Source organism: Planctomicrobium stercoris (assembly GCF_051465655.1).
Lineage (GTDB): Bacteria > Planctomycetota > Planctomycetia > Planctomycetales > Planctomycetaceae > Planctomicrobium.
Map to the genome: position 1 here is coordinate 3,741,859 of NZ_CP195791.1, position 16,365 is coordinate 3,758,223.

Annotated in this window: 15 protein-coding genes; 14 read left to right on the forward strand and 1 reads right to left on the reverse strand. The window is 57.1% G+C overall.

Annotated elements, in window-relative coordinates:
* Positions 1-264: 264 nt before the first annotated feature.
* From SH661x_RS15195 to SH661x_RS15250, 12 genes are all read left to right on the forward strand, one after another.
* Entirely contained in the window at positions 265-957 is a 693-nt protein-coding gene (locus tag SH661x_RS15195; protein ID WP_437223013.1) for a FadR/GntR family transcriptional regulator, read from the forward strand.
* A 194-nt stretch (positions 958-1,151) separates the two neighbouring features.
* Positions 1,152-2,123: a DUF1559 family PulG-like putative transporter gene (locus SH661x_RS15200; protein WP_437223016.1), complete on the forward strand. Its 972-nt coding sequence runs from the start codon at positions 1,152-1,154 to the stop codon at positions 2,121-2,123.
* Between the two features lie 306 nt (positions 2,124-2,429).
* Positions 2,430-2,858, forward strand: a complete 429-nt coding sequence (locus tag SH661x_RS15205) for a hypothetical protein (protein WP_437223019.1) — start codon at positions 2,430-2,432, stop codon at positions 2,856-2,858.
* A gap of 183 nt (positions 2,859-3,041) precedes the next feature.
* The gene (locus SH661x_RS15210; RefSeq protein WP_437223021.1) at positions 3,042-4,664 is read left to right on the forward strand and encodes an exo-alpha-sialidase; all 1,623 of its coding nucleotides are present in this window, start codon (positions 3,042-3,044) and stop codon (positions 4,662-4,664) included.
* Positions 4,665-4,723: 59 nt separating this feature from the next.
* Positions 4,724-5,455 (forward strand): phytanoyl-CoA dioxygenase family protein, encoded by a 732-nt coding sequence (locus SH661x_RS15215; RefSeq protein ID WP_437223024.1) that lies wholly within the window; start codon positions 4,724-4,726, stop codon positions 5,453-5,455.
* Between the two features lie 129 nt (positions 5,456-5,584).
* Positions 5,585-6,448 (forward strand): HEAT repeat domain-containing protein, encoded by an 864-nt coding sequence (locus SH661x_RS15220; RefSeq protein WP_437223027.1) that lies wholly within the window; start codon positions 5,585-5,587, stop codon positions 6,446-6,448.
* A 90-nt stretch (positions 6,449-6,538) separates the two neighbouring features.
* Entirely contained in the window at positions 6,539-7,657 is a 1,119-nt protein-coding gene (locus SH661x_RS15225) for a sialidase family protein (protein ID WP_437223030.1), read from the forward strand.
* Positions 7,658-8,185: 528 nt separating this feature from the next.
* On the forward strand, positions 8,186-9,556 hold the full coding sequence (thrC, locus tag SH661x_RS15230) for a threonine synthase (protein ID WP_437223032.1): 1,371 nt from the start codon (positions 8,186-8,188) through the stop codon (positions 9,554-9,556).
* Between the two features lie 164 nt (positions 9,557-9,720).
* Entirely contained in the window at positions 9,721-10,251 is a 531-nt protein-coding gene (locus SH661x_RS15235) for a hypothetical protein (protein ID WP_437223035.1), read from the forward strand.
* Positions 10,252-10,513: 262 nt separating this feature from the next.
* The gene (locus tag SH661x_RS15240) at positions 10,514-11,428 is read left to right on the forward strand and encodes a rhomboid family intramembrane serine protease (RefSeq protein WP_437223037.1); all 915 of its coding nucleotides are present in this window, start codon (positions 10,514-10,516) and stop codon (positions 11,426-11,428) included.
* A 182-nt stretch (positions 11,429-11,610) separates the two neighbouring features.
* Positions 11,611-11,952, forward strand: a complete 342-nt coding sequence (locus tag SH661x_RS15245) for a hypothetical protein (RefSeq protein ID WP_437223040.1) — start codon at positions 11,611-11,613, stop codon at positions 11,950-11,952.
* Positions 11,953-11,962: 10 nt separating this feature from the next.
* Positions 11,963-12,823 carry a CAP domain-containing protein gene (locus tag SH661x_RS15250; protein WP_437223042.1) on the forward strand — a complete coding sequence of 287 codons (861 nt, stop codon included), beginning with the start codon at positions 11,963-11,965 and terminating at the stop codon, positions 12,821-12,823.
* A gap of 30 nt (positions 12,824-12,853) precedes the next feature.
* Here the strand turns inward: SH661x_RS15250 and SH661x_RS15255 are convergent, their stop codons facing one another.
* Positions 12,854-14,131: a hypothetical protein gene (locus tag SH661x_RS15255; RefSeq protein WP_437223044.1), complete on the reverse strand. Its 1,278-nt coding sequence runs from the start codon at positions 14,129-14,131 to the stop codon at positions 12,854-12,856.
* 161 nt (positions 14,132-14,292) lie between these two features.
* Between SH661x_RS15255 and SH661x_RS15260 the strand changes: the two genes are divergently transcribed.
* Together SH661x_RS15260 and tsaB are read left to right on the forward strand one after the other, a co-directional pair.
* Entirely contained in the window at positions 14,293-15,417 is a 1,125-nt protein-coding gene (locus SH661x_RS15260) for a DUF1570 domain-containing protein (RefSeq protein ID WP_437223046.1), read from the forward strand.
* A gap of 87 nt (positions 15,418-15,504) precedes the next feature.
* Positions 15,505-16,188 (forward strand): tRNA (adenosine(37)-N6)-threonylcarbamoyltransferase complex dimerization subunit type 1 TsaB, encoded by a 684-nt coding sequence (gene tsaB, locus SH661x_RS15265; RefSeq protein WP_437223048.1) that lies wholly within the window; start codon positions 15,505-15,507, stop codon positions 16,186-16,188.
* Positions 16,189-16,365 lie beyond the last annotated feature (177 nt).

Here is a 16,365-nt window from a genome sequence, read left to right on the forward strand (position 1 = left end):
TGGTCACGAAATCGGAGAAGTGAGCGCCCCGGCCATTCAGTCAGCAGCGATTCACCCTGCATTTCGGGGCTCGATGTCCCGGTGACGCGGATGCACCACGCCCGGAACCTCTTTCTGCTCTCAGTGCAGGCAGATGCAGATCAGTCCAGACGAGCGTGCTGAGATGCACGCCTGCCTCATCCCGAGCAATAAAACACATTTATTTTTTTGAAATCAAGACTTTTGCGCTTTCAATCGCTTTAAAACTGTTTTAAACTGGCTTTAATGATCACTTCCAGAACAAGCACGCAGGCGAGCAGGCTGGCGGAAACCATCCGCATCCGGATTCAGTCAGAACATCTGGATGACGGCACTTTTTTCATGACCGAGGCCGACCTTGCCGCGGAGTACGGCGTTTCACGCGCGGTCGCACGTGAGGCGGTCGGTCAGTTGCAGGCCTTGGGAATTCTCGAAGGGCGGAAACGCAAGGGGCTGATTGTTCGGCACCCGGATCCGCTCCTGCTGTTTTCGAACAGTCTTCCCTCGCTGGTCCGGGCTGAGCGGGACTGGAAAGAGCTGGAATTACTTCGGTACGTCATTGAAGTGGGCGCGATCGACCTGGCGGTCCGATCCGCGACAGAAGAGCAGATCGAACAGTTGTCAGAAATCATGGACCGCCTGGAAGCGGCATTGCGGATCGATCCCTGCTCGGAGGATTCGGTTCGACTGGATATGGAATTTCATCTGCTGGTCTTGCAGATGACAGGCTCCCGGCTGGTGGCTGGGATGCAGGAAGTGCTTGTAAAATTTTTCCAGATTGCGCCGGTGGATACGGACGTTGGTCCTCAACCTGGCGAGAGAATTATCTGGGAACATCGCGAATTGTTGAATGCGATTCGTTGCCGGGATGTCGAGCGGGCTCGCTCGATGATTCGAATGCAGTTTCTGTTTGGAGTCCCTCCTGCGGGGGCGAAGTAGAAGAGTCCGATAATTCGTCTGTCCGGTCGTGGCCTCGCGATCGAACTCTGTCTGCCATTTTATATTGGTTCAACTCATTTCTAAGGTGAGCTGCGAACCCACGCGCTCACGAATCAAGGTTTGTCTGGTTCTGCAGATTCAGTCCGTGTCGTGTTCTCACATCTCTCTTGTCGATTCATGGGAAAGGGATTGGAATGTCGTCATCAAGTCATCGTTCGAAGAGATTGCAGGGTTTCACTCTCATTGAGTTACTGGTCGTCATTGCGATCATTGCTGTCCTGATCGCGCTGCTGTTGCCGGCGGTCCAGCAGGCACGTGAAGCGGCACGACGAAGTCAGTGCAAGAACAACCTGAAGCAGCTGGGCCTCGCAATTCACAATTACCACGAAGTGTTCGGGACATTCCCGATCAATATGTATGGGGGATACGTCACGACGACCCCAGGGTACCCCGGGGACGCGGCACTCAACGGTTACACCCAGACCTCGAAATCATGGGGATTCCTTTCCCGGCTCCTGCCACAGCTGGATCAGACCCCTCTTTTCAATCGATTGCAGCCGGGCGAAGTTGCTGTTGACGCAAACGGGCTGCTGGCCACTGGAGTCTCGGTCTTCTCCTGTCCCAGTAATTCCGTCGGACTGACGAACACTGAATACACAGCATACGTGACCAACCAGCCTGTCGGCGTGACTTCCTACAAGGGAGTCATGGGGAGCGATTGGGACTGGGGAGCCTACATCAATAATGTCGTCACCGAGGGGCGGGATTCGTTCACCGACAATAACGGCCTTTTCCCGGTCGTCTCCTGTCATAAACTCCGTCGATTGAGGGATATTACGGACGGCACCAGCAATACCACCGTGATCGGTGAGGCAGTTTATGTCCCAGGATTCGTCCAGGCCGCCTCCAGCGAGCCCGGGGCCGCATGGATGCTCACTGGACCGACCGTCGCAACAGCTGCAATCCCGCTGAACACAGCGAAGGCGAGCTCAACAGCTGCGGGAGTTTCCTGGGATTCGCGTTACGGTTTCAGCAGTCCACACACAGGAGGGGCTCACTTCCTGCTCGGAGATGGAGCGGTCCGGTTCCTCTCCGACAACATCAATATGACCACTTATCGATCCCTGGCCTCCATGAATGGTGGAGAGCTCATCGGAGAATTTTAGCCCCTTCCTCGGGGGAGTGCGGTGGCGATTGAGGGGGGTTTTCACTCGAACGCTATGTCTTTCGCCGCCGGAACACACACATTCGTGAGGGTCGCTCTTGAACCCGAGTCCAGCCGGCGGGTGACACCCGCCTGAGGATCGCGGTCTGTCATCACCGTCGGGCTTAAGGTGCGCATTATCATCAGGGGAGTCGTCAGGTACTGCAGGCTCCCTTCTCTCGGAAAGAATGTTCAGGCAAATTGTCTGAGCCGTCGCTCAGGTCAGGAACGATCACACAGGTCAGTGCTGTCATCAGGCGGGTGGATTATGAAAAATTTCGTGTGCATCCTTTCGGTATATTCCGCGTCTCTGTCACTGCTGCTACTCGCTGGCTGCGGCAAGTTTGATGAACACCATCGGACGGAGCTGGCTGGACATGTCACCTTCGACGGGAAGCCTCTCCCGTTTGGGTACATCAACCTGTACCCGACCGGTGGAGTGGACATTCCAATGAGCAGCGGAAAGATCCGCGACGGCGCGTTCAAACTCGCTGAAAACGGGGGAGTCGCCTACGGAGACTATCGCGTTGAAATCCGAGGATGGGCAGCGGAACCGGTCGAAGAGAACCGGTTTCAGGCGAAACCGCCCGGACCAGCCAATGCGCAGCTGATCCCGGAGATCTACAACACGAAAACAGAATTAAAACTCAAAGTCGATGCCAGTACCGGAGCCCAGCAGGACTTCCATCTGAAATAGCATCGCAAAGGATTTGACGGGTCTTTCGTCACCGTTCCAGCCTCAGTTGCTGGAGTTTCCGATCTGTTGTCACTGCAGCGACGCCGACTGTGGGGACACTGCGCGCCCATGGCATTCCTTGCGACACGCGACGTCAGATCAACATTGTCAAAATACTCACCAGAGATGAAAAAGGACTGTGCGATGAGCAATCGAATCAAGCTGTGGATCATGACGTGCGGCTTCCTGCTGGTGTCAGCGAGTCTTGCACGTGCCGATGAGCTGAGGGTTGACCTCGCTTCGGCGAAAGCCGGTCAACAGTGGCGTTGGCCTTCACCGGACCTGGTCAACATTGCTGACGGAGAGCTGATCCTCGATGGCCGACATGAGATCAGCCCGGCCTTCTACACTCCGGTCACGATGGGCGATGGGACAATCACCGCAAAGTTTCAGGTGGAAGATCAGCCGCAAGGTGTCCTCGCCTGCGGGTTCATCCTCGGAGCGACTGACTCCCGTAATTTTCACTTTGTCCATTTCGATCGAGGCCAGGCGATCCTTTCTCGCTGGACTCCCGAGCACGAATGGATCGAAGTCCATCGCGTCGGTGGTCTTGAGAAGCCAGCAGGAAAATGGCACGCCGCCAGAATCGAGACACGCGGCAAAACGGTTGCTGTCTCACTGAACGGCAAGCCGCTTTTCGAAGTTGAAGCTAAGAGTCTGGAACGCGGCCGCATCGGCTTTTACGGAAGCGAGGGTCTGGTGCGAGTGAAGGACATCTCGATCAGCGGTGACATTCAGAAGGCAACTGGCGATTTCACGATTCAGCCGCGTCCTTATGTCATCGTCTGCAGCGATGCAGGAGCAGGGGCCTATGAGGCGTTCCCGGATGTTTGTCGATTGAACGATGGTCGATTGATGGTCGCTTTTTATGCAGGCTACAGTCACATCGCCTTTCCCAACAGCGAGCTGCCATTGGGGGGCCGACTGAGCTTCTGCACCTCGAGCGACGAAGGGGCGACGTGGTCCCCGGCAAAGACCCTCTACGACGGTCCGGAAGATGACCGGGATCCGTCGATTGTCCAACTCCCCAACGGCAGGATCCTTTGTTCGTTCTTCACCTACATCGAAAATGACCGGACGACCGGCACGTACATTGTCTACTCGGACGACCTTGGAGAGACCTGGTCGGAGCCTGTCCTGATCAGCAAAGTGGACTTCGTCAGCTCGCCCGTGCGTGTGCTCTCAAATGGCAGACTCATCATGCCGCTCTATCTCTACGGGCCGCAACCGGACGGGGGAGAGAAACACACCGGGGGCGTCACCATCAGTGACGACAACGGCACGACATGGAGCAAGGTGATTGAAATGGACAACGGCGGAGTTCGACTGGATGCAGAAACCGATCTGATCGAGCTGAAGGATGGGACTCTTTACGCCGCCTTGCGGGAAGCGATGTGCTATAGCATCTCAAAGGACCAGGGCGAGACATGGAGCGTCGCCAAGCCGATCGGGTTCGCAGGCCACTCGCCCTACCTGCATCGGACCTCCACAGGAGAGATCGTCCTGGCCTACCGTGAAGTGGGAAATCCTTCGGCCCCGCACACGACGAACCTGCGTGTCAGCCGCGATGAGTGCAAAACCTGGGGCGAAAGTGTGCTCGTCGACAACGTGACCGGCGGCTACCCGTCCATGGTCAATCTGAAAGATGGCACCACCCTGATCGTTTATTACGAAGAAGGCCCCGGCTCCAACATTCGCGCCAAACGATTCCGAGTGACCAAAGACGGCGTCGAGATGCTCGGAGTCCCGGCAGCCGAAGCGAAGTAGTTCATCCGCTCCCAGCAGGAAACTACCGAAGTCAACGAACTCTACTTCAGGACGCCCTCATGAAAGCACAAAACGATCTCGAGGATTATCGTCGGGACGGCGTGATCCATTATCGCAGCTTACTCTCCCCCGACGAATTGAGTGAAGTCCGGGAAGCGATCCGTCGTTATCAGATCGATGTGGTCCCGAACCTCTCTGCTGCCGACTTCACCCTGGAACCAGACCGGATGACGGTGCGGAATCTCTGGCGGATGGAGAAGAACGATCCGTTCTTTCTGGAATTCGCTGCTCGGGAAAAGATTCTGAACATCGTCTCGCCGCTGGTGAACGGGGAACCGGTTCTGGTGGGGGTGGAGACATTCAACAAGCCCGCGCAGGTCGGTTCGGCTGTGCCGCCGCATCAGGATAACGCGTACTTCTGCCAGTCCCCTCCGGACGTTCTGACCGTGTGGATCGCGATCGACCCTGCCACAGCGGAGAACGGTGCGGTCGAATACCTGCTCGGCTCGCACCACGAAGTCTTTCCGCACACACCTTCAGGCGTCAAAGGAAATTCCATCGGACTGGCTGACCCGTCCGTGAATGAGCGGTTCGAGTCGTTCCTGGGGACGGTCGAACCGGGGGATGCCCTGATTCATCACAGCCAGACGGTTCACTTCAGTCAGCCGAATCGATCAGACCAATCCCGGCTTTGTTTGATCCTCGTCTACCGCGGAAGTCACACCCGGACGGATCCGCAACTTCAGGACCGTTACCACCGGGCATTGGCACAGACTCCGCAGAACGCGTAGCGGCGCGCCTCCCTTGAAAAGGCTTTTTCGATGAGTTCGGGTTGCAAAGTTTTCGCAAACGTGACGTGGAGAAGTTCCTACCTTCTGGCAATGCTCTTGATGAGTTCGGGATGCAGTGGAGCTCAGGGATTGGCAGGCGGACCTGTGGCTCGACTGGACGAGACCACGCGGGAAGCATTGATCCAGGAGCTTCGGGCAGGTCTGACGTCGCAGACAGGCTGGAAGCGCATCCACGTGGCAGAGTCTTTGATCCGGCAGGGCGATTCGACAGTAGTGCGGCAGGCGTTCGTCCACCAGATTGATTCGACCGAACCAAAGCTTCGCATTGGAATCTGGCGGGTCCTGGCTCAGTCGTCGCAAAATGAAGTTGAACGAAAGGCAATGACGGGCCGCATCCGTGATGCCTTCATGGATCGAAACGGCCCCGACCGGGTCCACGCTGCGGAGAGTCTCGGAAAGCTCGGCTACGTTCCGACACCAAAGGAACGCGCCGCGTTTGAAGAAGTCATTTCAGGAGACGATCCGGATCTGTCGGCTTATGCGATTTGGGTCCTCGCGCGATCCGGTGATGCTGCCGACCGAAAGCGGCTCGTCTCATTGCTCGATTCCGACCAGTCCGGTGTCCGTCTCATCGCCGCCTTTGCCATGTCGCTCAGCGATTCGCAATGGTCGCAGGAAGATCTTGACCAATTGTTTCGAGCGACAAAAGAGGAACCGGCCGATTCCTTCGCCCGTCCGTTTCTCCTGGAGGCTTCCTGGAAATTGGCGACGTCGACTGAAGATGAGTCTGTCTATCGAGAGCAGGTCCGTGAACTTGCTCGAAGCGGCCAACCGGAATTTCGGTACCACGCGATCAGCACCCTGGCCGAGCTGGGGACGATTGAAGACATCCCGCTGCTGAAGCAGATTCGCCACGAAGAGAACGCGAATCTCACACTCGCTGCTGCGGACGCCCTGTTACGGATTGATCGCCGCATGACGCGTCGGTTTTGACTTCTCTGCTGGATCGCCATTGGAGGACGAAGCTGATTCTCCCTGCAGGCAGAGAGATCTATTCAGAACTTTCTTGGATTGAGGTGTCGAGTGAAACTGGTTCAGAAAAGCACAATCTTTCGAGGCGTCGCAGGGACTCCTCAGGCGAATTGCTGCTTCCCTTCAATCGTCGCACTTTCAAACGGTGAGTTGCTCGCGAACTGGCGTTGCGGGTCGCAAAAGGACTCGGCCGATGGCCAGATCCTGCTGTCCAGATCCTCCGACAAAGGAAAGACGTGGGAGCCGGCCACCGTCCTGGGGCTGGGAGAATTTGAAAGCCACCCGGCAGAGCCGCACTACGCACCATTGACGGTTCTGGCCCCGGATCATCTGCTGGCGGCTGCCATGTGGGTCGACCGTTCCGAACCCGGGTTACCGTTCTTCCACCCGGACACGGAAGGACTCTTACCGGTCAAAACGCTGTTCTGCGAGTCGCTGGATGGAGGCAGGTCGTGGTCGAATCATCGACTGATGGATGATGCCCCTTACCAGAGCCCCATGCCGGTCACGGGCCCCGTGCTGAAGATCAACGGGGGTCAACTGGCCTGCCAGTTCGAAGTGAACAAGAACTATCGCGACGAAGGTGAGTGGCGGCATTGTGCTGCCTGGAAAATTTCATCGGACGGCGGAGAGACGTGGCCAGACAATCTGGAAATCGCCAACGATCCCACCGGAAAACTGATGTACTGGGATGCCCACAGCGCGGTTCGTCAAGACGGAACCTGTCTGGCGGCATTCTGGACCTATGACCGACAGCAGGAAGTCGATGCTCCAATTCACCTGAGCATCTCGTTCGACTGGGGCCGCACCTGGAGTCGGCCACGGAATACACGTATCGCAGGACAGGTCGGATACCCGGTCTTTCTGGAGGATGGCCGGCTTCTCTTTGTCTATCTCGATCGTTTTCAGACCCGAAGTATTCGCGCAGCCCTAAGTGACGATCTCGGGGAAACGTTCCATAGCCACGTCGTGATCTACGAGCACCCCAATCCCGGCGCACGGGAAGAGCATCTCACGAATTCGCCCGAGTATCTCCAGCAGATGAACCTGTGGACATTTGGACGCATCGAAGCGGCTCTGATGCAGGACGGGCAGGTCGCCGTCACGTACTACGCCGGAACCTCTCAAAGTACGAGCATCTACTGCGCGATTCTGTCCCCCGGCGCCTAATGTCGATCACCTCGCGCTTCGAGCCAGCCCCAAGACATCCCCAACACAATCCGCTTCACTCGACCGATTCTGATGGTCGATCTCTTTCGAGAAGCCCGGCTGGCTTTCCTACCGGATCTCAGGCGGAAACGCCCCCATGCTGCCGGTCGTCACAGAGCACTTGGGCCGAAGTCGACTTCGCATTCGCCTCTCAGCAACCGGAGTGACCGAAGCTCGGGGCTGGTGAAAATCTGTCGCCTGACGAGTTGACGGCTGTTTTACAATCCGAACCGCTTGTACGGATTTCCCGGACGCGCGACGCGTCGGAATCTCAATCCTCCTCGTCCGGTCGGAAAACTGGCTGCGTGCGATTGAATTGAACTTCGTCCGCAGCGACAATGACAATCTTCGCATTTTTCGCCGACTCAACCGATCTTCGGGGCCGTTTGTTCGATCGCCTGCCTGCGCAGCGTGGTTTTCGACAAATGGAACACGGTTCTCCGTGGGGCGAAATACCGTATATTCCAACGAAACTGGTCCAACAGCAGCATGGCTACCGAAACCGCATTCCAGTCCGGAATTCGTCCCGATCGCTCGAAAACCTACGGCATCGACCAGGTTTTGACCGCCTGCCCGACGACTGGTGACCTACTCGATATCAAATACGACTGGAACCGGGTTCCGGTCCCCTCTTCGCTGCGGGAATTCGAATCCCGCTGGATGAACCGCCGAAATCCGCTGGATTACAGTGGAGTCTGGCGTTTTCGCGAGTTATTACCGTTCGCTCCCCCTGACCAGATTGTCACCATCGGCGAGGGACAGACTGTTCTGCAGGATTGCCCGCAGGTGGCAAAATATGTGGGGGTCAAACCGGGTGGACTGTTCCTGCAGTACGAAGGAATGAACCCGTCCGGCAGCTTCAAAGACAACGGCATGACCGCCGCATCGACCCACGCCCGAATGGTGGGAGCGAAGCTGGCCGCCTGTGCGTCGACGGGAAATACCAGTGCGTCCCTGGCCATTTATGCGGGCGTCACCGGCCTGTTCAAAGTGATTGTCTTCGTCGGCAGCGGCAAGATTGCCTACGGCAAGCTGTCTCAGGCTCTTGATTACGGGGCCGTCACGCTGCAGATTCAGGGAGACTTCGATGACGCCCTGCAACAGGTGCGGGCTGTTTGCGACTCAGCTGGCATCTACCTGTGTAACAGCGTGAATCCTTTCCGTCTGGAAGGTCAGAAAACGATCATGTATCGGGTTCTGGAAGGGCTCAACTGGGAGGTTCCTGACTGGATCGTGGTTCCGGGTGGAAACCTGGGGAACTCGAGCGCTTTCGGCAAGGCATTCATGGAGTTGAAGGAGCTGGGGCTGATCGATCGGGTTCCGCGCCTGGCAGTCATCAATGCTGCCGGGGCGAACACGCTTTACCAGCTGTATGAGAAGGATGGGCTTCGCTGGAACAATGGGAATCCGGATGAAGGGTTGATTGATTCCTTTTATCAGGAGATGGATCAGGAGAACCGACGGGCGAAGACGCTGGCCAGTGCGATTGAGATCAACCGGCCGGTCAATCTCCAGAAGTGTTTGCGAGCGTTGGACTTTTGCGACGGAGTCGTCCGGGAAGTTTCTGACCCGGAGATCCTCGACGCCAAGGCTCAGGTCGGCGCGAACGGGTTTGGTTGTGAGCCCGCAAGTGGCGCGAGCGTCGCGGGAGCGAAGCTTCTCCGGGAGCAGGGGATCATTGCACCGAGTGATCGTGTTGTCTGCATCCTGACAGGGCACCAGTTGAAGGACCCGTCGGCGACCGTGGATTATCACGCTAAGGAGTCTCGGCAAGATGCGCCAGCCCACTTCCAGAATTCTCCCATCGGAGTGGAAAACAACTTCGAAAGAATTATGGATGTAATTCAACAGATACGTTAAAGTCTGGTTCATGTCCTGAGGGATTGCGACGACGCGAGTGCGTTTTCAGCTGCAGATCATTCAGATTTCGACCTCGAATGAACTGAGCGGACTTCGCACCTGGGAACATGTGCCGGTGCGAAGGCCCATGTGAGGCAGGGACGACCGTTGGACGGAGGTGTGCAATGTTCAGCCCATTCGAAGAGCTCGAATACATCGCGGATTATCTCCCCGAAGAGGGGGAAGCAGTTCTGATCAGTCGCGAGGCGGGAGAACTCGTCTGCAAGCCGTACTCCAACGACGACCTGCGTGACGGCGTGGATGATGCGGAGCTCTACGGGTTCCTGGTTCAGGCCAACGAGCGCGTTCATTCGGCCAGCACTTTCCCCATCTGGGTGACTGTCCTTGTGTTGTTCTGGATGGCGGTTGCATTGCACGGCGTTCTGGGAGTCGCCTGGGATCGATGGTACATCGTTCCGGGACTCGCCATTCCAATGGTCATGGGGACCGCCTCATGGATTCAACACCGGCAGCGCCGCGTTTTTCAACAGGAAATTGCTCCTCAGTTGTCCCGTGAGCTTTCTCGACGAGGAATCCGGCCGTATGCACTGGTGGCCGGGGTCCGACAGCACGGCGAGCTGCGAAGCATCTTTGAAGAACTGGTCAGCTGGATTCCAGCTCGGGTCCCGTCCCGGCCCCATCGCGAGCGACTCTGACATTCAAATCGAGAACTCGCCCGCAAAAACAGCGGAATTTTCTTCAGCCACGCCAGAGCTGCGTCTACATCCCTCATCCGGGATGACCGAATCCCGGACGGGCACCGACAGGGATATCGCCATCCGGGGAAAATTCAGTATGCTTTGATGAATCGGCCGATGGCGCGGAAGATTCGCTTGATTGTATCGTGACTCCCGCAGCCACTCCGCCTGATGTCATGGATTGAAATCGAGCAGAAGAAACAGGAAAGAACTGGCGGCGATGGGGATTGATGATCGCGGGTACATGTCAAACGATTCCACATCACAGTGGTCGCCCGGCCGGCGTCGCAGCGACAGCTGGAGCATGGTCACGACCCTGATTGTGATCAACGTCGTCGTTTTCATCGCCCAGACCATCACGTGGAGAACGCAGCTTCTCGAATCCTGGCTGGCATTGAACCTCCACGATGTCCTGCATGGGCAAATCTGGCGGCTGACAACTTACGATTTTCTGCATGAAACCAGCAGCGGGCTGCCATTGCACCTTCTCTTCAACATGTGGCTGCTCTATCTGGCTGGCCGCAGAGTGGAAGACAAGTATGGGTCGGAGGAATTTCTGGCATTCTATCTGGTAGCTGGGGTGCTTTCCGGAATTGGGTTCCTCGCCTGGGGACTGTTGACGCAGACCGGCGGAGTGGCCATCGGTGCCTCAGGTGCGGCAGTCGCGGTGATGATTGTCTATGCCTTCAACTGGCCGAGCGAACGCTGGTACATCTGGGGAATCCTGCCGGTCCCCGTCATCATGCTGGCAGCCATCAGTGCGATTTTCGATGTGATGCCCATGCTCCAGCAACTGCGCGGAAACGCGGGGCCAGGCGACCGGGTCGCTCACGCCGCTCACGTTGGGGGAATGCTGTTCGGTCTGCTCTACGTCAAATTCGGCTGGCGGATCACCTCTCTCTTTTCGAACCTGAATTCCTCAACGCTCCACAAGAGTGTGAAACGACGCCCCAAACTTCGCGTGCATGTCCCGAACTCCGAAGAGATCGACGAAGACGAATCGATCCCCGAAGCGATCGAATCTCGACTGGACCGTCTGCTTGAGAAAATCTCCGTTTCCGGAGAAGCGAGCCTGACGGACGAGGAACGACGTTTCCTGACCGACGCCAGCCGGCGGTATCGAAATCGCAAGTGATGCATTTTTATGCCGGCGTCGCCTGAATCACTCTGGCTCACCGTTTGCGGGAACGCAGACGTGAATTGACGACGTTGTTTTGAAACCGCTCAACTCGAATTCCGTGAAAACTGGCGGGTGACAGCGCGGGGTGGCGGATGAGAGCGCTGTTCCCGAATGGTTTCCCCAAAGGGAGGCTCATCATGACGGCACCGCAAATTCCTGCCCCCGGACGTGATCTGGCCAACGTCCCCCCGTTTCTGAAACCCGAGACGCAGGAGATGCAGCCGCTCACGCGTCGGCTTCTGGGCAGCCTGATGATTGCCATCGGAGCGGTCGTCCTCATCAACGTCGTTTTCCGCACGACGATGATCTTCGATCTTCAGTATTCCGATCGCCGCCTCGTCTCCAATCTGCTGGCAGTCCTCTCTTCCATCTGCTTTGTGGTCTGCGGGGTCACAATCTTCTACCGAGGGGTCATCTGGTCGACAATCCTACTCATTTGCGGTCTCATTCTGGTGGGTTTCGCCAAAGCGATTGTTTAGGGACCTGCGCATGCCGAAGCATTTCAAAGCTCAGTTGATCACAGGCCTGGCGGTTTGCTGGCTGCTGGCAATCAGCTCGTTGCAATCCTTCAGTCAGGACGAAACGCAGAAAGATCTGCAGCAGGCTTCCGAGCACGGCACAATCGTCATCACGAAAGCGGAAACAGGGGAGTATCGGCCACGCTTTCAACCAAAGATCCCGGAAGCTGTCAGCACCATCATCGAGCAGACAAATGCTTTTAGAAAAGCGGAGAAGCTCGGTCCACTGGAACGAAACGATCTCCTGCAGAAGACGGCTCAGGACTTCGCCGACTACATGGCCAAGACCGGCAAGTACGGGCACAACGCAGATGACCACACTCCCAGCGAGCGGGTCGCTGCGCATGGATACGAGATCTGCTACGTGGGCGAAAACATCGCCATGCAGTTCAAGGGGAATGGATTTGCAACAGGTCCTCTGGCGAAGGCCCTGTTTCAAGGCTGGAAGAACTCCCCGCCGCACCGGGCGAACATGCTGCAGAATTCAGTTACCGAAACCGGAGTGGCGATTTCTCAAAGCCCGGAGACCGGGGCCTATTTTGCAGTTCAGCTCGTCGGCCGACCGATGTCCCAGGCGATCGATTTTCAGGTCAGCAACCCCACTCAGGCTGACGTCCTCTATCGGTTGAACGATGAAGAATTCACTATCCCCGCCCGGTACACCCGTCGGCACATTCTCTGTTCCCCCACCACCGTTCACCTCATTCAGGACGGAAAGCCGGTGACCTCTCTCCCGGCGGAACGAGGGGTGAGATTGACGATCAAGTCGACACTCGAGGGATTGACCTTCGAAAAGTCATCTCACCCGCCCGACGATTTCTCGTTCAACTGAGATTCGAAACGGCGTCATTGTCTCTCGACTTCAGAATTCCAGCTGAAAGGGGATGGTCACGGTCGTCTCAAGGATCGGAGACTCATACACAATCGTGAACGGCTCGCCGCTTTGCAGATCTTTCAGCGGAAAGTGATAGCGCACAGTGTGGTCGGACGTCGCTTCGTTTTGGATGTTGAGCGAGTCGAATGGAACTCGCTCACCGGCAGCAGACTGCAGCCACGCCTTCTGATGCAGATGCCCGTGTTGGTGCGATTCCCAGTGCAGGTTGCGGGGAAAGCGGACGAGGAACGTCGCGCCCACGCCTTCGGAGGATTTGGAGCACGAGAGCAGTTGAATCTCGGTCCCCCCGGCCACCAGCGGAATGGCTGATTTCACATCAAGCGGAAACGAGAGTTGCACCGAGCCTGCCAGGCAGCGGAGACGAACCGATCCCCGCAGCCCGTCAGGAGGACCGGCCTCGGGCCCCGGTTGAATGTAGTTGACTGCGAACTCAACGGATTGACCCAGAAAATTCACATTCCGTCTGGCTTCCGGGCTGAAGGGTTTCCAGACTTCCGTTCCTGACTGCAGTTGCAGTTCCGCATCCCGCACCTGGAGATCCAGTGGCTGTACGTTCGGTTCGACATCCAGACGCAAGTTCACTCGCGTTCTTCCCGACTCCCCCTTCTGCGCGTGACGAAGTGGAGAAGCACTTCCGCTGATGCGAACGCATTGCACCGCCTGAACTGCATTGCCCGTCAGGTTCGTCTCATTGACGATTTCGATCGACCGGTCATCACTCCAGTTCCATCCGACTCCGAAGTGTCGGCAGAGACCGTCAAGGGCGGTCCAGTACAGCTGATCGTTGACCGTATACGGAGCGTTCACATTCTTCGGCAGAATGTCGGCTGCAACCTGAATGCGAGTTCCGCTCTGCTTCTCAAAAGACTTGATCGCCGAAGTCAGGTCGTTTGCCTCCAGTGTGATCCTTCCCCCCTGGAGCAAGTCGTTGGCGAGATCCAGCTGCAGCTGGTGCTGGATTCGCTGCAATGTGAATCGGGTTCCACGCGAAGAAGCGTCGACGGCATTTCTGAGCATCGGAAGGGCGCTCGGACCCGCCTTCCGAAGCTGCGATTCCGCATTGACCCTCACCTCTCTTTGGTCCGATTCCAGATCGTGAATCAGCTTGCTGAAGTTCGGAGTTTCCGCACTGAGTTTCTGAGTCACGAAGATGATCAGCCCCGCCGCGCAGACGTATTCCAGGCTGCGCCGAGCCTGATGACCGAAGGGTCTAGAGACGATCGAGCTGAGAATTCGGGAGATCATGCTTTCACTATAACCGGAAAATCCGGCTCAGGCAGCTCACCCATCATGTTCGTTCGTTGTGCAATCATCCGAACTGCGCTGCGATTTGAGATAGAGTTGCCAAGCTTTGTCGATCCCCTCTGTGCAGATCACGACCTGAAACGGGTCGCCGTCGAGGAAGTATGTCTCAATCATTCGTCCATCGTGTTGCGACACTTGTGATCTGTGTGGCTGCTTCGATTGTCATTCCGGCAGGATTGCTGGGAGCCCCGACGGTCGAACTGAACGTCGCCGGCCAGACGCATCAGGGGCTGAACGTTGCTCACAACGATCAGATCTGCTGGCTGGCGTCGAAAGATGGCAGCTACGAACGGGTCGACCTCTCCAAGGTCACTTCGTTTCGCAAGGCAGGGGGAGAGTTTCGCAGCTCGACTCCAGCGGCACTTGCCGGTGAGCTCAGAAAAACGCTCGGACGAAAGTTCGAGGTCCTCACACGTGGAAACTATGTCATCTGTGCCCCTCCCGGTCAGGCGGGAATGTACGCGGACCTGCTCACACGGGTGGAGAAATCATTCAACGGATATTTCACCCGCCGGGGTTGGCCGCTTGCTAGTTCGGGGTTTCCGCTGGTCATCGTCGTTCATCCGAACAAACTGGAGTTCGACAGGGTGTGTCTGCAGGAGGGACTCAAACCCAGTCCCATCCTGAAGGGCTTTTACCATCCGCAGTCGAACCGGGTCATGCTTTATGATCAATCAGCATCCGTCACCGAGGCCAATCGAAACGGAGGCACAGCCAAGCCGGCGCAGCTCGATGATGCGTCACAAAATGTCGCCGTGCATGAAGCAATCCATCAGCTCGCCTTCAATTCCGGACTGCATCAGCGGATTGGTGAAAATCCCTGTTGGCTTGTGGAAGGTCTCGCCACCATGCTGGAGGCCGGAGCACTCGACTCCACTGTTCGCAGCGACACTGCCGGACGCGTGAATCCGGAGCGGATGAAAGCGTTTCAGGAGTACCGTGCGACCCGCCGGAAGGGAACAATTGCCGACTTCATTTCGAACGGCGATCAACTTTACAACGAGTCTCCGATCGACTTCTACAGCGAGGCCTGGGCCCTGACTTTCTATCTCGCCGAAGCGCGCCGTGCGGACTACGTCCGCTACCTGAAGAAGATTGCGGAACGGGATCCTCTCGATAATACCTATTCGCCGGAAGAACGGCTGGCAGACTTCCAGTCCGTGTTTGGGAAAGATGTACGCTGGATGGAAACGCAGTTCCTGCGGTTCATCGATAAACTGGAATAGTGCAGCCCGCTCAGGGTTGAGTCCGCGGGCTGGAGAGTTCAGAATCACCATTTCGTTGATTCTCCACACTTCAGTCTGAACTTCTCCATGATCACGCTGGCCATCGAAACTTCCGGAAGAGCAGGGTCCATCGCGCTGCGCAGGCACGGCGAACTTTGCGGTGAAGTGGAGCTGACAGCCAGCGGTCGACGCCATGCACGGACCGTCGTCCCGGAAATCGGGACGCTGCTTCAGAGTCATGGGCTTCGTCCGCAGGAAGTGGAACTGCTGGCAGTCAGTATTGGCCCGGGAAGTTTTACCGGTTTGCGTGTAGGGGTCGTCTGTGCGAAGACTTTCGCGTATGCAGTCGGCTGTCCGATCGTCGGCGTCGATTCATTTCTGGCCGTGGCAGCTGTGCAGCCGGATGTCGACCATGTCTGGGTCATTGAAGATGCCCTCCGGGGTGACGTCTGCGCGGGCGAATATCGCTGCGTGAATGGCAGATGGAACAACGTCACCCGGCCCCAGCTGGTGGCGTTTGATGCCTGGAAAGCCCAGTTGCCCGCCGGCGTGCTGCTTTGTGGTCCGGGTCTGGATCAATTCGGAACGGAGCTCGCCGCGTTTCCGCTGAGTCCCCCCGAACTGCGAACGCCTCGCGCCAGTGCGGTCGCGGTCCTCGGAGAACAGGCGGCTGCGGAGGGGAAACTGGATGACCCCTGGACTCTCGAACCGTTCTACATGCGACGGAGTGCCGCTGAGGAAAAAGCGGACGCCGCCAGCGCAACCGCTTGAGAACCGGTACAGAGCGGATTCCGAAGTCTTCTTTGGAACAGCATGGCCTCATCCTGCGCCGTCTCTGTGGACAGAGATGGAGTGACTCTCAACGCGTCAGACGTCACTGGAAAAAATCTCTGACAGGTTTTCCACATTCTTCCGTACTTCCCTGAGTGAGTTCTCTGTTCGCTGAGT

Bases quoted from the DNA above. Each gene is read 5' to 3' on its own strand.
- SH661x_RS15195 (WP_437223013.1), top strand. From the start codon at position 265: ATGATCACTTCCAGAACAAGCACGCAGGCGAGCAGGCTGGCGGAAACC.
- SH661x_RS15200 (WP_437223016.1), top strand. From the start codon at position 1,152: ATGTCGTCATCAAGTCATCGTTCGAAGAGATTGCAGGGTTTCACTCTC.
- SH661x_RS15205 (WP_437223019.1), top strand. From the start codon at position 2,430: ATGAAAAATTTCGTGTGCATCCTTTCGGTATATTCCGCGTCTCTGTCA.
- SH661x_RS15210 (WP_437223021.1), top strand. From the start codon at position 3,042: ATGAGCAATCGAATCAAGCTGTGGATCATGACGTGCGGCTTCCTGCTG.
- SH661x_RS15215 (WP_437223024.1), top strand. From the start codon at position 4,724: ATGAAAGCACAAAACGATCTCGAGGATTATCGTCGGGACGGCGTGATC.
- thrC (WP_437223032.1), top strand. From the start codon at position 8,186: ATGGCTACCGAAACCGCATTCCAGTCCGGAATTCGTCCCGATCGCTCG.
- SH661x_RS15235 (WP_437223035.1), top strand. From the start codon at position 9,721: ATGTTCAGCCCATTCGAAGAGCTCGAATACATCGCGGATTATCTCCCC.
- SH661x_RS15240 (WP_437223037.1), top strand. From the start codon at position 10,514: ATGGGGATTGATGATCGCGGGTACATGTCAAACGATTCCACATCACAG.
- SH661x_RS15245 (WP_437223040.1), top strand. From the start codon at position 11,611: ATGACGGCACCGCAAATTCCTGCCCCCGGACGTGATCTGGCCAACGTC.
- SH661x_RS15250 (WP_437223042.1), top strand. From the start codon at position 11,963: ATGCCGAAGCATTTCAAAGCTCAGTTGATCACAGGCCTGGCGGTTTGC.
- SH661x_RS15255 (WP_437223044.1), bottom strand. From the start codon at position 14,131: ATGATCTCCCGAATTCTCAGCTCGATCGTCTCTAGACCCTTCGGTCAT.
- SH661x_RS15260 (WP_437223046.1), top strand. From the start codon at position 14,293: ATGTCTCAATCATTCGTCCATCGTGTTGCGACACTTGTGATCTGTGTG.
- tsaB (WP_437223048.1), top strand. From the start codon at position 15,505: ATGATCACGCTGGCCATCGAAACTTCCGGAAGAGCAGGGTCCATCGCG.